This is a genomic window from Mycobacteriales bacterium (genome assembly GCA_035533475.1).
GTDB lineage: Bacteria > Actinomycetota > Actinomycetes > DATLTS01 > DATLTS01 > DATLTS01.
Window position 1 is genome coordinate 262855 of the sequence record DATLTS010000041.1, and the last position, 17840, is coordinate 280694.

The window sequence follows — 17840 nt, forward strand, 5'->3', positions numbered from 1 at the left end:
ACCGTTGCCGACCATGCGGACGGGGAGGTGTCAGATGGCTGATGTCGAGCGGGTCGTGGTGCTCGCCGGCGGCCTGTCCTACGAGCGTGAGGTGTCGCTGCGCTCTGGGCATCGGGTCGCCGAGGCGCTGCGCGAGATCGGGGTGGAGGCGACCGTCCACGATGCCGATGCCGGTCTCCTCCCGCTGCTACGCGCGGAGCCGCCGTCCGCCGTGTTCGTGGCGTTGCACGGCGTGGCTGGGGAGGACGGGGCGATCCGGGACGTCCTCGACCTACTGGGGATTCCTTTCGTCGGGGCCGCGGCGGCAGCCTGCCGACTGGCCTTCGACAAACCGACCGCCAAGGCGGCCCTGGCTGCCGCCGGCGTGGCCACCCCGGCGTCGGTGGCCCTTCCGCACGCGGCATTCCGCGAGCTCGGCGCGAACGCCGTGTTGGATCGGATCGTCGGGCGCCTCGGCCTCCCGCTCATGGTCAAACCGGCCCGCGGCGGCTCCGCTCTCGGCGCCACCGTGGTGCGCGACCCCGCGAACCTACCCGCGGCGATGGTGACCTGCTTCTCCTACGGGGAGCTGGCCCTCGTCGAACGCTACGTCACCGGTGTCGAGGTGGCGGTCAGCATCCTCGACACCGGCAGCGGACCACGGGCCCTTCCCGCAGTCGAGATCGTGCCGGTCGAGGGGCCGTTCGACTACGCCGCCCGCTACACGGCCGGCATGACGACCTACCACGTCCCCGCTCGGCTCGACCCGTCGGCAGCCGCCGCCGCCGCCGACGCCGCCCTCACCGCGCACCGGATACTCGGGCTGCGCGACCTTTCACGCACCGACTTGGTGATGACACCGGACGGTCCGGAGTTCCTCGAGGTCAACGTAGCGCCCGGAATGACCGAGACCAGCCTGCTGCCGATGGCGGTCAGCGCCGCCGGTCTCGAGATCGGCACCCTGTGCCGCGACCTCCTCCAGCAGGCCGCCGCCCGGGATTGAGCGGCAGCTCGTCAGACGGGTACGTCCGTGTTCATGCCCTGCTGGGAGATATCGACCCCCATCATGGACACGATCCGCTGAAGGTCGTCGATCGAGCCGAACTCGACGGCGAGCTTGCCGCGGCGTCGGCCGATGGCCACCGTGACTCGGGTTTCGAAGTGGTCGGACAGTCGGGCGGCAAGCTCCGTGAGACCCGGCGCGACCGGCCGTGCCCCGGCCCGGCCCCGCCGAGCGCGGATCGACGTGTCGCCGACGGCGACCAACTCCTCGACCGCTCGGACGGACAAGCCTTCGGCAATGATCCGCGCCGCCGTCTGCTCCTGAGCCTCGGCACTGTCCAAGCCAAGCAGCGCGCGGGCATGCCCGGCGCTGATCGTCCCCGCCGCCACCCGACGCTGGACAGCCGGTGGCAGGTTGAGCAGGCGCAGGGTGTTGGTCACCTGGGAGCGCGACTTCCCCAGCCGCTCGGCGAGCTCCTCGTGGGTGGACCCGAAGTCCCCCAGCAACTGCCGGTAGGCCGCAGCCTCCTCCAATGGGTTCAGCTGCTCCCGCTGGAGGTTCTCCAGCAGGGCCTCGCGCAGCAGTTCACTGTCCTCGGTGTCCCGGATGATCGCCGGGATCGCGGTTAGTCCAGCTCTCCGGCTGGCCCGCCATCGCCGCTCGCCCATGACCAGCTGGTAGGCCCCCGGGGATGTCTCCCGGACGACGATCGGCTGGAGCAGGCCGACCTCGAGGATGCTCGCGGTCAGCTCGGCGAGGGCGTCCTCATCGAAAACTTCCCGCGGTTGCCGAGGGTTCGGGACAATCGCGTCCGGCGGGATTTCCTCGTACCGGGCCCCGATCGCATCGGCTTCGGCCGGGCTGGCGGGCAGCAGGGCACCGAGGCCCCGGCCTAGACCACGGTGCACGTTCACAGGCTCTCCCTAGGCTGACGGTGGGCTAGTTCTGCGGCCGCGCTGAGGTAGGCCAGCGCGCCACGGGATTCAGGGTCGTAGGTGAGCACCGATTGACCGTAGCTGGGTGCCTCCGACACTCGAACGCTGCGGGGGATGACGCTGGCGAGGACCCGTGGGCCGAAATGCGCACGCACCTCGGCGGCAACCTGCTCGGCCAGTCGGGTTCGCCCGTCGTACATCGTCAGCAGGACCGTGGAGACGACCAGTTCCGGATTGAGGTGGGAACGGATGAGCTCCACGTTGTGCAGCAGCTGTCCGACGCCTTCCAGCGCGTAGTACTCGCACTGGATCGGGATGAGCAGCTCCTCCGTCGCGGTCAGCGCGTTGACCGTTAGCAGGCCTAGCGACGGCGGGCAGTCGATCAGGACGTAGTCGTAGGGCTCCCGAACCGCACCGAAAGCCCGTTTCAGCCGGTTTTCCCGCGCCACCGTCGAGACCAGCTCGATCTCGGCGCCGGCCAGGTCGATCGTCGCGGGGACGCATCGCAAGCCCGGGAGACCCTCGACGTCGACCGCGACGTCGTCTAGACCGCGGTTCCCCACCAGCACGTCATAGATCGACGGGGTGCCCGCCCGGTGCTCGACCGACAACGCGGTCGAGGTGTTTCCTTGCGGGTCGAGGTCCAGAACCAGCACGCGGCAACCGCCTAGGGCAAGCGCGGCGGCCAGATTCACCGTCGTCGTCGTCTTGCCGACGCCTCCCTTCTGGTTGGCCACGGCGATGATGCGGCGCTGACCGGGCCGCGGGAAGGGGGTGATGGCGGCCGCACCGGCGGCCGGGCCATCCTCGGGCGTGGACTCCTCGGCGGCGGCGTGCGCCCCGTGAGAGGGAGGGGTGGGGCGCCACGCCAGTGGGGCGGCGTCGGGTGCCAGCGGGGGCGTTTCACGTGAAACGGTTGCCGGGGGAGCCGTAGAAACGTCGGCTTCGCCACCCTCGGTTTCACGTGAAACCGGCGGCAACAGCGCTGGCGCGCCTGGCACTGTCAGTGGCACCGACAGGCTGAGCGAGGCCGGCGGATCGGGCGGGACCACCGGGGCGCGGAGCCGCGGCACGGCCGCCGGGTCGAAGACTGGCAGCTCCGGCCCCGATCCCGCGATCGACGAACCCGGCTCGGACTCGCCGCTGGGCGCTCGATCCAGCTCGGCGTCACCGTTCGGCGAGGCCTCCGCCCCGGGTTCAGCCACGGCGGGGCGCACGACCTGTGGCTCTAGCCGGCTCAGCTCGGGATCCGGCGTCGGCCAGCCGAGCGCAGATTCTGCTCGGACGACCTGATGGGGGATCACCGGCGGGCTGTCCGCCGAATGCTCGACAATTCCATCGGGGGGCCAGCCCAACTCATCGGTCACGGTCGTCCCCTCCCCCCGCGGGGCCGCTTCGCGGCATCCGGATGCGTACGACCAACGTCGCAGCCCCCTCCATCGCATCCCCACAGGTCTCCACCGTAGCCTCCGTCAGGCCGAGCTGCTTCAGAATCCCGCCGGCCGCCGCCAACTCGGAGCGGGCTCGCTCTCCCTTGATGGCGAGCAGAACACCGCCCGGGCGGGTCAGCGGCACCACTTTCGGAAGGAGTTGCGCGAGCGGGGCGACAGCCCGGCTGATCACCGCATCACCGAAGAGCCTTCCGTGGACATCTTCGGCACGCGCCCGCACAACCTCAACCCGGTGCAGCCCGAGGTCGTCGCGACACGCAACCAGGAATCGGCAGCGACGAAGGTTCGGCTCGAGCAGCGTCACCTGCAGATCAGGCCGGAGGACGGCCAGAACCATCCCCGGAAGCCCGGCTCCCGATCCCACGTCGACGAGCTCTCCACGAGCCGGCAGCAGCGGCGCGACTGCCGCGCAGTTGAGCAGGTGCCGCTCCCAGAGTCGGTCGAGCTCGCCCGGCCCGATCAGTCCCCAGGCAACTCCGATCTCGGCCAGCCAGTCGGCGTAGCGCCGTACCCGGCCGATCCCGGTTCCGAACATGTCAACCGCCCGACTGGGCGGTGGCGGCGCCAACCCCCGCAGCTCGGCCGGAACGAAGGGGACGGCCGGAACGAAAACTGGCGCGGGAGCCCCGAAAGGTGCCTGCGGCGCCCCTGCTGTGTGTCGGGTCACCGAACGCGGATGACAATCCTGCGCGTCGGTTCCTCGCCTTCGGATTCGCTGAGGACACCTTCGACGGTCGCCACGGCGTCGTGCACCACTTTGCGCTCGAACGGGGTCATCGGTTCCAGCGTTTGCGCGGCCCCACTCGCCAGGACCTCTTCGGCGATCCGGCGACCGAGGGCGCGAAGCTCCTCACGGCGACGGGCTCGAAAGCCCCCGACGTCGAGCATGAGGCGGCTGCGCACCCCCGTCTGTTGCTGCACGGCGAGCCGGGTGATCTCTTGAAGAGCCTCCAGAACCTCGCCGCCCGGTCCTACCAAACGGTCGAGTCGGGCCCCGACGATCGAGACGCTGGCTCGCTCGCCCTCCACGTCCATGTCTATGTCACCGTCGAGGTCCGCGATGTCGAGCAGCCCCTCGAGATAGTCAGCCGCCGCGTCTCCCTCGCGCTCGAGCAGCGCCGCCCCGTTGACCCGCTCGCTGACCTCGGGGGGCCCCGAGTCGACTACAGCCGGCTCGGCCCCTACAGCCGGCTCGGCCCCTACAGCCGGCTCCGCCTCCACAGCCGGCTCGGCCTCGAGTTTCGGATCTGGGGTTTCGGTCTCGGTCACGCCGTGCTCCTCGTCCACTGGACGTAGCGGGCTTCGCTGGGCATCGCGATCAACGTCGCCGACCGCGTCGATTTCGGTTTTTCCGTCCACCGCCGGGACGGCGAGCGCCGACGGATGCCACCGGCGGCGCACTCGGCGGCGCCGCGGGTGGACCGATCGGGCGCTGTCCGGGTCGGGGCCCGAGCGCCGCAGGTCCGGGCGTGGCGCCATTCTCCCGCGCCGACCCCGCGCCTTGGGCCCGGCCGACCGCCGGCTTGCCGGCCGCCGCCGCCGCGGGTTCCATCCGCCGGATAACGAAGTGCTGCTGAACCAGCGCCCAGACGTTGCTCGTGACCCAGTAGAGCAAGACGCCCAGCGGGAAACGGAAACCGAACGCGACGAAGAACACCGGCAGCACATACATGATCATTTTTTGCTGCTGCGGCATCTGGGTGCCGGTGGCGCTGTTGCGAGCCATCAACTGTCGCTGGGTCAGGAATGTCGTGGCGGCCATGACCACGATGAGAATGGCGACCAGGATCCGGGTGCTCGCCTGGTTGGCCGACAGGTACTTGAGCACGTTGGCACTGGAGGTGAAGGCCGCGGCCACCGGAACGCCGAAGATCCTGGCGTGCGCGGCGCTCTGAATCAGCGTGTGGGAAAAGCCGGGCACGGTGCGATAGGTCCCGACCAGCTTCCCGCTGACCACGGTGACCTTGGGTTGGATCGAGCTGAGCACATGGAATAGGCCGATGAAGATCGGGAACTGGAGCACCAGCGGCAGGCACCCGGTGAGCGGGTTCGCCCCGTGGTCGCGGTACACCGCCATGATCTCTTTGTTGAGCCGCTCCTTGTCGTTCTTGTACTTCGCCTGCAGTTCCTTGATCTTCGGCTGCATCACCTGCATCTGGCGCTGCATCCGGATCTGCTTGACGAACAACGGAACCAACAGCAATCGCATCGCCAACGTGAGCAGGACGATCGACAGGGCCCACGAGGCACCCGTGCCCGCGCCAAGAACCGGGCTCAACCCGGCATGGATGTGGACGAGCAGGAATGCGACGGCCTGGTAGAGCGGGTTCAGCACCGCACGGCTCCTGACGATGGGACGGTTGGGGAGGAACCGGGCGAAATTGTCGGCTCGGGTCGCGCCGCGTCCTGCCGTGACACCGGATCAACCCCGCCCGGATGGAACGGGTGGCACCGGGCCACCCGCCGGAGGGCCAACCAACTGCCGCGTCGAGCTCCGTGCACGGTGAGCGCCTCCACCGCGTAGGCACTGCATGAGGGGTAGAACCGGCAACGATTGCCCAGGAACGGGCTCACGAACCGGCGGTACCCGAGGATCGGCGCCCGCAGCAGCCGGGTCGGCCAGCTCACCGCGATCATCCGACTCATCCCGCCGCTCCCGTCGCCCGTCCGAGTAACGCGTCGAGATCGTGGCCGAGCTCGGCGGAACTGCGGCCCGCGGCCGCCGGTAACCCGCGGACGACGAGCCGCGTCCCGGCCGGCAGCCGGGGCAGACGCTCGCGGAGCAGGTGCCGCAGTTGGCGCCGGAGCCGGTTGCGGCTCACCGCGGGACCGACGGTACGCCCGACGATGAAACCGACCCGGGCCGGGCCCGAGCCGTCCCGCGCAAGGTGGACGACGACGGTCGGCCCACCGAGGCGCCGGGCGTGGCGCAGCGCACTCTGGAACTCGGATCGGGTCCGGAGCCGGGCACCGGTGGGCAGCAACGCGCCCTCCGCTGGCTCAGGCCGAGAGCCGCTCGCGGCCCTTGCGCCGGCGGGCAGCCAGGACGGCCCGGCCCGCTCGGGTGCGCATGCGCAGCCGGAAGCCGTGGGTCCTCGCACGCCGGCGATTGTTCGGCTGGAAGGTGCGCTTGCTCACGACAAAGACTCCTGGCGAGTGGCGCTCGGGGCATGGGAAACACCGCCCGGAACGGACGGCTGCTCCTACGGTACGGCGCGGCCCCCAGCCGGGTCAATCCCGGGTACCCGTCCGACCGGTGGCTGGACCGCGGGTCAACAGCGACACGCCGCGTGGACAGAATCGGATGTGGAGAACTCCTTGAAGGGATGGGCGGCGGACTGTTAGCGTCGGCTCGCCGGTCTTCCCCCGCGCTCGTCATCGCCCTCAGCGCGCTGCTGCCCACCGTCGGTGGGCACCGCACCGGCAGATCCACCGTCCGCGGTCGTCGCCATGCACAGGCTGTGGACGATGGTGTGGACGATGGTGTGCGCGGCAACCGTCGTGCGGTGAGGGGACTGAGCGTGCCAACAGACACCGAAGTGCCGGTCGACCTGGTCGAGGTCTGGACCCGAGCCCTGGCCGGTCTCTCCGACGAGACGTTGCCGCCCCAACAGCGCGCCTGGATGCGCCTGACCCAGCCGCTGGCGCTCGTTCAAGACACGGCACTGCTTGCGACGCCGAACGAGTTCACTCGGACCCTCCTCGAGTCACGGCTGCGTCCGATGATCGTCGAGGCGCTTTCGCGCGAGCTCGGTCGAGAGATCCGGGTCGCCGTCACCGTCGAGGCGCTGCCGGACCGCGCCGCGGAACTCGCTGAACCCGAGCCGGAACCGCCGGTCCGGGCCGCCCCGGAATCGGCACCGCCCCCGATCGCCGGAACGGGGCGCGACCCGGTGGCGGCGGGGCCGCCGGTTCCCACCCGGCTCAACCCCCGCTACCTGTTCGAGACCTTCGTGATCGGCTCGAGCAACCGGTTCGCCCACGCCGCCGCGGTCGCCGTGGCCGAGGCGCCGGCGAAGGCTTACAACCCGCTGTTCATCTACGGCGAGTCTGGACTCGGTAAGACACATCTACTGCACGCGATCGGTCACTACACGCACCATCTGTACGCCAACGCCCGGGTTCGCTACGTCAGCTCGGAAGAGTTCACCAACGACTTCATCAACTCGATCCGTGACGGCAAGGCCGACGGGTTTCGTCGCCGCTACCGCGACATCGACGTCCTACTCGTCGACGACATCCAATTCTTGGAGAACAAGGAGCAGACCCAGGAAGAGTTCTTCCACACCTTCAACACGCTGCACAACGCCAACAAGCAGATCGTCATCAGTTCGGACCGTCCGCCCAAGCAGCTGGTCACGCTCGAGGACCGGCTGCGTAACCGCTTCGAGTGGGGCCTGCTTACCGATATCCAGCCGCCGGAGCTGGAGACCCGGATCGCGATCCTGCGCAAGAAGGCAGCGCAGGAGGGGCTCTCAGCTCCGCCCGAAGTCCTCGAGTTCATCGCCGGAAAGATCGCGAGCAACATCCGCGAGTTGGAGGGCGCGCTGATCAGGGTTACGGCCTTCGCCAGCCTCAACCGGCAGAGCGTCGACCTCGGCCTGGCCGAGGTGGTCCTCAAGGACCTCATCACCGACCGGATCGGGCCGGAGATCACCGCAAGCACGATCATGGGAGCTACCGCCCAGTACTTCGGGGTGAGCCTGGAGGACCTGTGCGGCTCCTCCCGGAGCCGCGTGCTGGTCACCGCCCGGCAAATCGCCATGTACCTGTGCCGCGAGCTCACCGACCTCTCACTACCGAAGATCGGGGCGACGTTCGGCGGCCGCGATCACACGACCGTTATCCACGCCGACCGCAAGATCCGAAAGTTGATGGCTGAGCGACGCGCGGTGTACAACCAGGTGACCGAGCTCACGAACCGGATCAAGTCCCAGGCCCGGCAGGGATGACCCGAGGCCTGATCATGCGTCCCCAGGCTGGGGATAAGTCTGTGGATAGCCGGTGGGGCTCGGTGCATTCCGCTGGAACAACCGAGGTTGCGCGTAGCCACGGCCGAATTCTCCACCTATGGTCCACATCCAGGGCCGCTGGGATTCAGGCTCCTGACCTGGGGATGTTCCGGTTATCCACAGTATGCGCGTCCCGATGACGACGGCCGTAGACCTCCTTTACTTAAATTCCATCCCCCACGTCGGGCCGGGTTCCGGCTGGGGACGATCCGCGACACATAACCAGAGGACGACGACGACGCCATGAAGATCAGAGTCGACCGGGACGCCCTTTCCGACGCCGTCACCTGGGTATCTCGGACCTTGCCGCAGAAGCCGCAACTGCCGATGCTGTCCGGCGTCCGCTTGGACGTCGCGGGCCACGAGCTCACGCTGTCCGGGTTCGACTACGAGGTGTCGACCGAAGTCAAGGTGGAGGTGAGCGCCGCGGAGGGTGGCCAGCTGCTGGTCTCCGGTCGGCTTCTCGCCGAGATCGTCCGGAGCCTCCCCGGCCAGCCGGTGGAAATCGTTTCCGAGGGTCCGCGCACCGTTCTCACCTGCGGCTCGACCCGGTTCACCCTGGCCACGATGCCGCTGGACGAATACCCAGCGCTCCCCGCGATGCCAGAGCAGAGCGGGACGGTCGGCAGTGACGCGTTCGCTGCGGCTGTCGGGTCGGTCGCGGTGGCCGCCGGCCGCGACGACACCCTGCCGGTCATGACCGGGATCCGGGTGGAGATCGAGGGTGACTCGTTGACGCTGGCAGCCACCGACCGTTACCGGCTCGCGGTCCGTCAGCTGCGCTGGCAACCTGAGGATCCGCAGATCTCGACGGTGGCGCTGATCCCGGCCCGGACCCTTGCCGAGGCGGCCAAGGCGTTGACCACCGGCGCCCACGTCTCCCTTGCCTTCGCGGCCGGGGGCGTAGGCGAGGGGATGGTCGGGCTCGCCGGCGCGGGACGCCGACTCACCAGCCGGCTGCTCGACGGGGAGTACCCCAAATACCGCTCCCTGTTACCAGCCGAGTCCCAGGCAACCGCACAACTCGAGACCTCGACCCTCGTCGACGCGGTGAAGCGAGTTTCCCTCGTTGCGTCACGAAACTCTCCCATCCGGCTCAGTTTCGACTCCGAACAGGTCGTGCTCGAAGCCGGTGGCCTCGACGACGCTCAGGCGTCGGAGGCTATTCCGGTCACCTACGACGGTGAACCCATGACCATCGCCTTCAACCCCGGTTACCTCCTCGACGGCCTCGGCGTTCTCGACAGCGACGAGACCCGGATGTCGTTTACGACGCCGAGCAAGCCGACCTTGATCACCGGCAAGCCGGTCGGGGAGAGCGACTACCGGTACTTGCTGATGCCGGTCCGCCTGTCCGGCTGAGCGCTGTTCCCGCGTGCACGTCAGCCGCCTCGCGGTCACCGACTTCCGGTCCTATCCGGCGGTGGATCTCGCCATCCCCCCCGGCGTGAGCTCGTTCATCGGCCCGAACGGGCAGGGCAAGACGAACCTTCTCGAGGCCGTCGGATATATCGCGACCCTGAGCAGTCATCGGGTGGCCTCCGATGGGCCCCTGGTTCGGCTCGGGGCGGAGCGCGCCGTGCTCCGGACGGTAGTCGAGCGGGACGGCCGGTCGATTACCGCGGAGCTGGAGATTAACCCGGGTCGCGCGAATCGAGCCCGGGTCGGTGGCGCGCCCCTTCCCCGGCCCCGGGAGCTCCTCGGCTTGTTGCGCACGGTGCTCTTCGCGCCCGAGGACCTGGCCCTCGCCAAGGGTGATCCAGCGGAGCGGCGGCGATTCCTAGACGACCTGCTGGTGGCTCGGGCCCCGCGCTACGCGGCGGTCCGGGCTGACTATGACCGGGTCCTCAAGCAGCGCAACGCCCTACTGAAGTCCGCCGGCGTCACCCGGCACAGCAGCGGCGCCGACCTGCGCACGCTCGACGTCTGGGATGCGCACCTGACTACGGCTGGGGCGGCCCTACTCGCCGCCCGCATCGAACTGATCGAGGCATTACGCCCACTCCTCGACAAGAACTACGACACCGTCTCCCGCGGGGGCGGCCCGACCGGCATGGACTACCGCAGTTCGCTCGGCCCGGACGCCCCGCTCGTCCCGGACCGCGACCTGCTGGCGGCGGCATTCACCGCTGCGCTGAGCGAGCAGCGGTCGGCGGAGTTGGCCCGGGGGGTGAGTTTGGTGGGCCCGCATCGGGACGACCTGTGGCTGCGGATCGGCGAGCTCCCGGTCCGGGGCTACGCGAGCCACGGCGAGTGCTGGTCGCTGGCGCTCGCGCTGCGGTTGGCCGGATATGACCTGCTCCGGGCGGACGGTGGCGAGCCGGTCCTTCTCCTCGACGACGTTTTCGCTGAGCTGGACTCCGAGCGACGGGAGCGCCTGGCCGAGCTCGTCGGGCCGGCCGAGCAGGTTCTCATCACCGCCGCGGTTCCGGACGATGTGCCGGCGGCGCTGGCCGGGGCACGGTTCGACGTGGCCGGTTCGGAGGTGCGGCGTGTCTGCTGAACGGCCGGATGAGCCGTCCGGTACCGAAGCCGGCCCGGATGTCGCCCGCGAGGCGTTGGCCCGTGCCCGGGCCGCGGCCCGTGGCCGTCGCCCGCCCGCCCGGTCCCGACGCGCCGACGGGCCCCCGCCCCCGACCGGACCGGGGGTGGATCCGCGGGACCCGCAGCCGCTCGGGATGGCGGTTCGTCAACTCGTCAACGACCGCAGTTGGGATGCGACCGTGGCCTCGGCGACCGTGCTCGGCCGGTGGACCGAGATCGTCGGCGAGGAGCTGGCCGCACACTGCCAACCGGAGTCCCTCGCGGACGGTCGACTCGTCCTCGTCGCCGAATCCACGGCCTGGGCGACCCAGGTCCGGTTGCTGGCCCGTTCGGTCCTCGCCCGGATCGCGGCCGCGGTGGGGGACGGCGTGGTCGGGAGCATGCAGGTGCACGGCCCGACCGCGCCCGACTGGCGGCACGGACCTCGCCGGGTGGGCGGCGGCCGCGGGCCGCGGGACACCTACGGGTGACCCAGGCGAGCGCCCTCAGGGGCGGCGGGGACCCAAACGTCCCGTGGGGGGACACCGACCCCACCGTGACGACGCGCTACCGGCATACACAGCCGTCGCCAATCGGCCATTTTGACGGTGGAGGACGATAGACTGAAGGCAGTTGCTCCGGGTGGGGGCCACTGAGGTGGTCACTGGCCCGCGGGCGACGCAACGGATTCTCGCACGGCGCCGGCGGGGGCACGAGTGCACCCCCCTCGTCCGCCGCGCCTCGGCACCCGCTCGCGGGAGAAGGCAGTTGTCGGTGTCCTACGACGCTCGGTCCATCACCGTCCTCGAAGGATTGGAGGCGGTACGCAAGCGCCCCAGCATGTACATCGGCTCCACCGGAGAGACCGGCCTGCACCATCTCGTCTACGAAGTCGTGGACAACGCGGTAGACGAGGCGCTGGCCGGATATTGCGACACGATCGATGTGACCCTGCTGGCGGACGAAGGCGTCAGGGTCCAGGACAACGGCCGGGGCATCCCGGTCGACCGGCACCCGATCGAGAAGCGTCCGGCGGTAGAGGTCGTCCTCACCACCCTGCATGCCGGCGGAAAGTTCGACGGCAAGTCCTACGCCGTGTCCGGCGGCCTGCACGGCGTCGGCATCTCGGTTGTCAACGCCCTGTCGCGTCGGCTCGCGGTCGAGATCCGGCGGGACGGGTTCACCTGGACCCAGGAGTACCACCGGGGCGGGACGCCGGCCGGACCGCTGACGAAGGGTGCGCCAACGCGGGCGACCGGTACCACGGTGACGTTCTGGGCCGACGAGGCGATCTTCGTCGAGACCACTCATTACTCATTCGAAACCCTGTCCCGGCGATTGCAGGAGATGGCCTTCCTGAACCGGGGGCTCACGATCACGCTGCGCGACGAGCGGCCGGAGGTCCCGACCGAGGTCACCTACCAGTACAAGGGCGGCATCGCCGACTTCGTCCGGCACATCAATGCGACGAAGGAACCGATCCACAAGTCGATCGTGAGCTTCGAGCTGCAAGGGGATGGGATGGCGCTCGAGGTCGCCATGCAGTGGAACTCCAGCTATGCCGAGTCGGCGTACACGTTCGCGAACACGATCAACACCCGGGAGGGCGGTACCCACGAGGAGGGCTTCCGGGCGGCCCTGACCTCGGTGGTCAACCGTTACGCGAGGGACAAGGGGCTGCTGAAAGAGAAGGACGACAACCTCACCGGGGACGACATTCGGGAGGGACTCACCGCGATCGTCAGTCTCAAGCTCGCCAATCCCCAATTCGAGGGCCAGACGAAGACCAAGCTCGGCAACACCGAGGCCAAGACGTTCGTCCAGAAGGCGTGCAACGACTGGGTGCGGGACTGGCTCGACCGCAATCCGGGCGAGGCGAAAACCGTCATCCAAAAGACCGCCCAGGCCGCCCAGGCCCGCCTCGCCGCCCGCAAGGCCAGAGACCTGACCCGGCGCAAGGGGTTGCTCGAATCCGGCGGTCTGCCGGGCAAGCTGGCCGACTGCCAGTCGACGAACCCGGAGGAGTCCGAGGTTTACATCGTCGAGGGCGATTCCGCCGGAGGGTCGGCCAAGGGCGGCCGCAACTCGATGTTTCAGGCCATCCTCCCGATCCGGGGGAAGATCATCAACGTCGAGAAGGCGCGCATCGACCGGGTGCTCAAGAACCAGGAAGTCCAGGCACTGATCACCGCCCTCGGCACCGGGATTCACGACGACTTCGATCTCACCAAGCTGCGCTATCACAAGATCGTGTTGATGGCCGACGCCGACGTGGACGGCCAGCACATTCGGACCTTGCTGCTGACCCTGCTCTTCCGGTTCATGAAGCCGCTGATCGAAGCCGGCCATGTCTTTCTCGCCCAGCCGCCGCTCTACAAGATCAAGTGGCCCCGTGACGACCCGCAGTACGCCTACTCCGATCGGGAGCGCGACGGCCTGATCGCACTCGGCCTCGAAGCCGGTAAGAAGCTGCCGAAAGAGGACTCGATCCAGCGCTACAAGGGGCTGGGGGAGATGAACGCCAACGAGCTGTGGGACACCACGATGGACCCGGCGAAACGGATCCTGCTCCAGGTGACCTTGGAAGACGCGGCCACCGCCGACGAGCTGTTCAGCGTTCTCATGGGTGAAGACGTCGAGGCCCGCCGCAGCTTCATCACCCGCAACGCCAAGGACGTCCGTTTCCTCGATATCTGACCCACCGAACCGAGTCCGAGAGGTTCCCTTGACCGAGGTCACCACCCCACCGCCGTACGACCGGATCGAGCCGGTCGACCTCCAGGTAGAGATGCAGCGCAGCTACATCGACTATGCGATGTCGGTCATCGTCGGACGCGCATTGCCGGAGGTGCGCGACGGGCTCAAGCCGGTGCACCGCAGGGTGCTCTACGCCATGTTCGACGGGGGCTACCGCCCGGACCGCGGCTACTCGAAGTGCGCCCGGGTCGTCGGCGAGGTCATGGGGGCCTACCACCCGCACGGTGATACCGCGATCTACGACACGCTCGTCCGCCTGGCCCAGCCCTGGTCGCTGCGGATGCCGCTCGTCGACGGGCAGGGCAACTTCGGCTCGCCGGGCAACGACCCGCCGGCCGCTTACCGGTACACAGAGTGCCGGCTTCAGCTACTCGCCATGGAGATGCTCCGCGACATCGACCAGGACACCGTCGATTTCGTCGCCAACTACGACGGGCGCTCCCAGGAGCCGCTTGTTCTGCCGAGCCGCTTCCCCAACCTGCTGGTCAACGGGGCCGCCGGGATCGCGGTCGGAATGGCGACCAACATACCGCCGCACAATCTGCGCGAGGTGTCCTCCGGGGTGCAGTGGTACCTCGAGCATCCGACCGCACCGGACGACGAGCTGCTCACCGCGCTGCTCGAACGGGTCAAGGGACCGGACTTCCCGACGGGGGCCCTTATCGTTGGCCGCGACGGCATCGAGGATGCCTACCGGACCGGCCGTGGCAGCATCCGGATGCGAGCTGTGGTCGAGGTCGAGGAGGACCCCCGCGGGCGGCAGACCCTCGTCGTCACCGAGCTTCCCTACCAGGTGAATCCGGACAACCTCGCGGAAAAGATCGCGGATCTGGTTCGCGAAGGCCGGGTGGGGGGGATTTCCGACGTTAGAGACGAATCAAGCGCCCGGCTCGGTCAACGGCTCGTCATCGTCCTCAAACGGGATGCGGTCGCAAAGGTCGTTCTGAACAACCTCTACAAGCACACCCAGCTTCAGGACACCTTCGGCGTCAACATGCTCGCCCTGGTCGACGGGGTTCCACGCACGCTGACCATCGCCGAAATGGTCCGGCACTACGTGACCCACCAGGTCGAGGTCATCGTCCGTCGGACCAGGTACCAGCTGCGTAAGGCCGAGGAGCGGGCGCACATTCTGCGCGGGTACCTCAAGGCCCTCGATGCGCTCGACGAGGTGATCGCGCTGATCCGGCGCAGCGACACGGTCGAGGACGCGCGCACTGGACTGATCGGGCTGCTCGACATCGACGAGGTCCAGGCCAACGCGATCCTCGACATGCAGCTGCGTCGGCTCGCAGCGCTGGAACGCCAGAAGATCATCGACGAGTTCGCCGAACTGACCGCCCGGATTGCCGAACTCGAGTCCATCCTCGCCAGCGAAGAGCGTCAACGGAGCATCGTCTCGACCGAGCTAGCCGAGATCGTGGAGCGACACGGCGACGATCGACGGAGCCGAATCATCGCCTACGAGGGCGACATGTCCATGGAGGACCTGATCGCCGACGAGGAGGTGGTCGTCACAATCAGTCGCACCGGCTACGCAAAACGGACGAAAAGCGACCTCTACCGCTCGCAGCGGCGGGGCGGTAAGGGCGTGCAAGGAGCCACCCTCAAGCAGGACGACATTGTCGAGCACTTCTTCGTCACCACGACGCATCACTGGATCCTGTTCTTCACGAACAAGGGCCGGGTGTACCGGGCCAAGGCGCACGAGCTGCCGGAGACGAGCCGCGTGGCCCGCGGCCAGCACGTCGCCAACCTGCTCGCCTTCCAGCCGGACGAGCGCATCGCGTCGGTCATCGACATCACCGACTACCGGGTGGCGCCGTACCTCGTTCTGGCGACGAAACGGGGACTGGTGAAGAAAACCCCGCTCCTCGAGTTCGACTCGAACCGCACCGGCGGTGTGATTGCCATCAATCTGCGCGACGATGACGAACTCATCTCCGCAGCGCTGCTCGGGCCGGCCGATGATCTTCTGCTGATCAGCCGGCAGGCCCAGGCGATCCGGTTCCACGCGACCGATGAGGCGCTGCGCCCGATGGGGCGGGCCACCAGCGGCGTCATCGGAATGCGTTTCGGTGGCGCCGATGAGTTGCTCGCCATGGAGGTGGTGCGCGCCGACGCCGACGTGCTCGTCGCCACCGACGGCGGATATGCGAAGCGGACGAAGGTGGAGGGCTACCCGCTGCAGGGCCGGGGGGGCAAGGGGGTGTTGACGGCGAAGATCGTCAGCAAGCGTGGGCAGCTGGTCGGGGCGCTGATCGTCCGCCCCGAGGAGGAGATCTACGCGATCACCTCGAACGGCGGGGTGATTCGCACCCCGGTGCGAGAAGTCCGCCGGGCCCAGCGTCAAACGATGGGGGTCCGTTTGATCAACCTGGCCGGGGGTGACACCGTCGTGGCCATTGCACGCAACGCCGAGCCCGACCAGGAGAACGGAACCAGCTGACGTGACCGACGAGTGGACCCGCCGGGCCGCCGCGGGGGTGGGCCAGCCCGGGGGGCGCGCCGCTGACCCGCCTGGCGCGGATCAGCCGGTAGCTGGGTCGCCGGATGGCGAGCGCCGGGCCGACGAGGTTCACCTCGGTGCGGGGGAGGCGCCCGAAGCGCGGCCGCGCGACGGCGGAACCGGCGAGCGAGGGCCGGACGTGTCGCCCGGCGCCAGGCCTTTCCAGAGCGGGCAGCCGAGGCGCGGTCCCTCGGCGACGGCCCGCCGCCCGCCGGGTTCTCCACCGCGCGGTACGGCCGTCATCACCCCGGCTCCGGGCACCGCGCGCCGACCCACTCGACGGGCCCGTCTGGTGCTCAAGCGGATCGACCCCTGGTCGATCCTCAGGCTGACCTTCGTCTACTCGCTCGCCCTCTACCTGATCATCCTGGTGGCGGTCTCGGCTCTCTACGCGCTCCTCGCCGCGATGGGCGTCTTCCACTCGCTGGACACCTTCTTTCACGACGTCGGCTCCACCTCGTCGGCGAGCTCCTACTTCGGATTCGGCCGCGTCTTCCTGGTGGCCCTGGTGATCGGCGCGGTCAACGTGGTGCTCCTAACCGCGCTCGTCACGCTTGGTGCCTTCCTGTACAACCTGTGTGTCGACCTGGTGGGCGGTGTCGAGCTGACGTTGACCGAAGCCGAGTGATCCGCTCCGCCGCGTGGGGTAACCTGCTGCGGCCCGGTCGGTCGTCGCCGGCCAGGCCGAGCGCTGGGGCCTGTAGCTCAGTCGGTTAGAGCGCATCCCTGATAAGGATGAGGCCGGAGGTTCAAGTCCTCCCAGGCCCACGGTTGTCGACCGGGAAGGTTCGCGGATGAAGAAGGCCGTGCTGGTTGTGCTCGCGGTGCTGGCTGGCCTGAGCGCCGTCCGGCGCTGGCGCGGCGATCGGGCCGAGGCCGATCTCTGGCACGAGGTGACCACCGGCGGTCATTGATCCGGCCGGCGCCGCCGAGCCGTCGGGGACGTAGCTCAATTTGGCAGAGCACCGCCTTTGCAAGGCGGGGGTTAGGGGTTCAAGTCCCCTCGTCTCCACGTGATCGTTTGACGTTCGGGGGCGGTATAACCGCAGGTCAGGGGCGGTTTTGTGGGAGGCCCGAGGTTATTACCTAGTCTAGCCCAAGGGGTCGAGGCCATTCGAGCTGTTCAGCGGACCGGTGATCACGTAACGCCGCGCGGCGACTTTTCAGGTCGAAGTAATTTAGGACGCCTGGATTGTCACGTAGCCTAGCCGCGTAGTGACCAGTTGCGTGATCTGCTGACCGCAACTATTGGTACCCGTTTCTAGTGCGCTGAAGTAAACCTCGTACGTGCCCGCCGGAATCGCGGTTCCGTCATCGCCGTTATCGCCTAGGTGCGCTGTGAGAGTTCTGCCATCAGTCATGGCCGGACCGAAGCTTTCAACGTGCCAGGTTGCCGTACTGGTCCAGGGCACCGGCCCCTGACTCGAACCTGATTGCGGCGAAGGAGGCGGGGCGTAGACGCTGGCATGCGACCGCATCACCATCACGCGAACTTTTGCCAGAGACACCCCAGACGCGGTAGCCAAGTGAGCGGGTAACGCCGTCGGCGAACTTCCACGCACGCGATCAATGACCCCTGCGTCCGAGTCGGCATTGAAACCAGCAACCGGGGCCGGAAGGTTGCACGCGGGAAGCCAGCTGTTCGTCACCGCCGACGACGAGCTGAGCGGG

17 protein-coding genes and 2 tRNA genes are annotated in these 17840 nt (G+C 68.5%); 11 read left to right on the forward strand and 8 right to left on the reverse strand.

Features of this window, described 5'->3' with window-relative positions; genetic code table 11:
• Positions 1 to 34: 34 nt before the first annotated feature.
• Complete coding sequence (locus tag VNG13_09925; GenBank protein HVA60835.1) at positions 35 to 982, forward strand: D-alanine--D-alanine ligase; 948 nt, start codon at positions 35 to 37, stop codon at positions 980 to 982.
• 11 nt (positions 983 to 993) lie between these two features.
• On the opposite strand, the gene VNG13_09930 is transcribed toward VNG13_09925, so the two are convergent.
• The 8 genes from VNG13_09930 to rpmH form a co-directional block, all read right to left on the reverse strand.
• The gene (locus tag VNG13_09930; protein ID HVA60836.1) at positions 994 to 1896 is read right to left on the reverse strand and encodes a ParB/RepB/Spo0J family partition protein; all 903 of its coding nucleotides are present in this window, start codon (positions 1894 to 1896) and stop codon (positions 994 to 996) included.
• Positions 1893 to 2696 carry a ParA family protein gene (locus VNG13_09935; protein ID HVA60837.1) on the reverse strand — a complete coding sequence of 268 codons (804 nt, stop codon included), beginning with the start codon at positions 2694 to 2696 and terminating at the stop codon, positions 1893 to 1895. Before VNG13_09935 ends, VNG13_09930 begins: the two co-directional genes overlap by 4 nt.
• A 577-nt stretch (positions 2697 to 3273) precedes the next feature.
• Positions 3274 to 3903 (reverse strand): 16S rRNA (guanine(527)-N(7))-methyltransferase RsmG, encoded by a 630-nt coding sequence (rsmG, locus tag VNG13_09940; protein ID HVA60838.1) that lies wholly within the window; start codon positions 3901 to 3903, stop codon positions 3274 to 3276.
• Positions 3904 to 4031: 128 nt separating this feature from the next.
• A complete protein-coding gene (locus VNG13_09945; GenBank protein HVA60839.1) occupies positions 4032 to 4484 on the reverse strand; it encodes a R3H domain-containing nucleic acid-binding protein in 453 nt (150 codons plus the stop codon).
• A gap of 202 nt (positions 4485 to 4686) precedes the next feature.
• Positions 4687 to 5703, reverse strand: coding sequence for a membrane protein insertase YidC (yidC, locus tag VNG13_09950; GenBank protein ID HVA60840.1), 1017 nt, complete (start codon positions 5701 to 5703; stop codon positions 4687 to 4689).
• The gene (yidD, locus tag VNG13_09955) at positions 5697 to 6014 is read right to left on the reverse strand and encodes a membrane protein insertion efficiency factor YidD (protein HVA60841.1); all 318 of its coding nucleotides are present in this window, start codon (positions 6012 to 6014) and stop codon (positions 5697 to 5699) included. Before yidD ends, yidC begins: the two co-directional genes overlap by 7 nt.
• On the reverse strand, positions 6011 to 6352 hold the full coding sequence (rnpA, locus tag VNG13_09960) for a ribonuclease P protein component (protein ID HVA60842.1): 342 nt from the start codon (positions 6350 to 6352) through the stop codon (positions 6011 to 6013). The genes yidD and rnpA overlap by 4 nt, the downstream gene beginning before the upstream one ends.
• Positions 6353 to 6368: 16 nt before the next feature.
• The gene (gene rpmH / locus VNG13_09965) at positions 6369 to 6506 is read right to left on the reverse strand and encodes a 50S ribosomal protein L34 (protein ID HVA60843.1); all 138 of its coding nucleotides are present in this window, start codon (positions 6504 to 6506) and stop codon (positions 6369 to 6371) included.
• A gap of 188 nt (positions 6507 to 6694) precedes the next feature.
• Here rpmH and dnaA point away from each other — a divergent pair, with 188 nt between their 5' ends.
• From dnaA to VNG13_10015, 10 genes are all read left to right on the forward strand, one after another.
• Positions 6695 to 8320, forward strand: coding sequence for a chromosomal replication initiator protein DnaA (gene dnaA / locus VNG13_09970; protein HVA60844.1), 1626 nt, complete (start codon positions 6695 to 6697; stop codon positions 8318 to 8320).
• Between the two features lie 303 nt (positions 8321 to 8623).
• Entirely contained in the window at positions 8624 to 9742 is a 1119-nt protein-coding gene (gene dnaN / locus VNG13_09975) for a DNA polymerase III subunit beta (protein ID HVA60845.1), read from the forward strand.
• Positions 9743 to 9755: 13 nt separating this feature from the next.
• Positions 9756 to 10883, forward strand: coding sequence for a DNA replication/repair protein RecF (gene recF / locus VNG13_09980; protein HVA60846.1), 1128 nt, complete (start codon positions 9756 to 9758; stop codon positions 10881 to 10883).
• Positions 10873 to 11394, forward strand: a complete 522-nt coding sequence (locus tag VNG13_09985) for a DciA family protein (protein ID HVA60847.1) — start codon at positions 10873 to 10875, stop codon at positions 11392 to 11394. The genes recF and VNG13_09985 overlap by 11 nt, the downstream gene beginning before the upstream one ends.
• Positions 11395 to 11671: 277 nt before the next feature.
• Positions 11672 to 13600 (forward strand): DNA topoisomerase (ATP-hydrolyzing) subunit B, encoded by a 1929-nt coding sequence (gene gyrB, locus VNG13_09990; protein ID HVA60848.1) that lies wholly within the window; start codon positions 11672 to 11674, stop codon positions 13598 to 13600.
• A gap of 28 nt (positions 13601 to 13628) precedes the next feature.
• Positions 13629 to 16109: a DNA gyrase subunit A gene (gyrA, locus tag VNG13_09995; protein ID HVA60849.1), complete on the forward strand. Its 2481-nt coding sequence runs from the start codon at positions 13629 to 13631 to the stop codon at positions 16107 to 16109.
• Positions 16110 to 16308: 199 nt separating this feature from the next.
• Positions 16309 to 16797, forward strand: coding sequence for a DUF3566 domain-containing protein (locus VNG13_10000; GenBank protein HVA60850.1), 489 nt, complete (start codon positions 16309 to 16311; stop codon positions 16795 to 16797).
• Between the two features lie 66 nt (positions 16798 to 16863).
• Positions 16864 to 16937: transfer RNA gene (locus VNG13_10005), tRNA-Ile, on the forward strand.
• A 26-nt stretch (positions 16938 to 16963) separates the two neighbouring features.
• The gene (locus VNG13_10010) at positions 16964 to 17083 is read left to right on the forward strand and encodes a DLW-39 family protein (protein ID HVA60851.1); all 120 of its coding nucleotides are present in this window, start codon (positions 16964 to 16966) and stop codon (positions 17081 to 17083) included.
• A gap of 24 nt (positions 17084 to 17107) precedes the next feature.
• Positions 17108 to 17181: transfer RNA gene (locus tag VNG13_10015), tRNA-Ala, on the forward strand.
• Positions 17182 to 17840: the final 659 nt, after the last annotated feature.